This window comes from Gilvimarinus sp. 1_MG-2023 (assembly GCF_030548285.1).
Genome location: NZ_JAUOSC010001837.1, coordinates 1 through 231 on the forward strand (window position 1 = coordinate 1; position 231 = coordinate 231).

At 51.9% G+C, this 231-nt stretch carries 1 protein-coding gene; it reads right to left on the reverse strand.

What is annotated here, in order from left to right; translation table 11 throughout:
* Positions 1-231, reverse strand: a 231-nt coding sequence (locus Q4563_RS23040; RefSeq protein ID WP_303606205.1) for an aldehyde dehydrogenase family protein, incomplete at both ends; no start/stop codon positions are given.

Consider the following 231-nt stretch of genomic DNA (forward strand, 5'->3'; position numbering starts at 1 on the left):
AGCCATGACCAACCTGTAGTGCCTCAATCTGCTCTTGCAAGCGTCGCACAAAGACATCATGGATGCCACGCTGTACCAGAAAACGGTTGGTGCAGACACAGGTTTGCCCGGCGTTACGGAATTTGGAAATCATAGCCCCCTGAATCGCTGCGTCGATATCGGCATCATCAAACACGATAAAAGGTGCGTTGCCTCCCAGCTCCAGCGAGACTTTTTTGACGGTATCTGCAC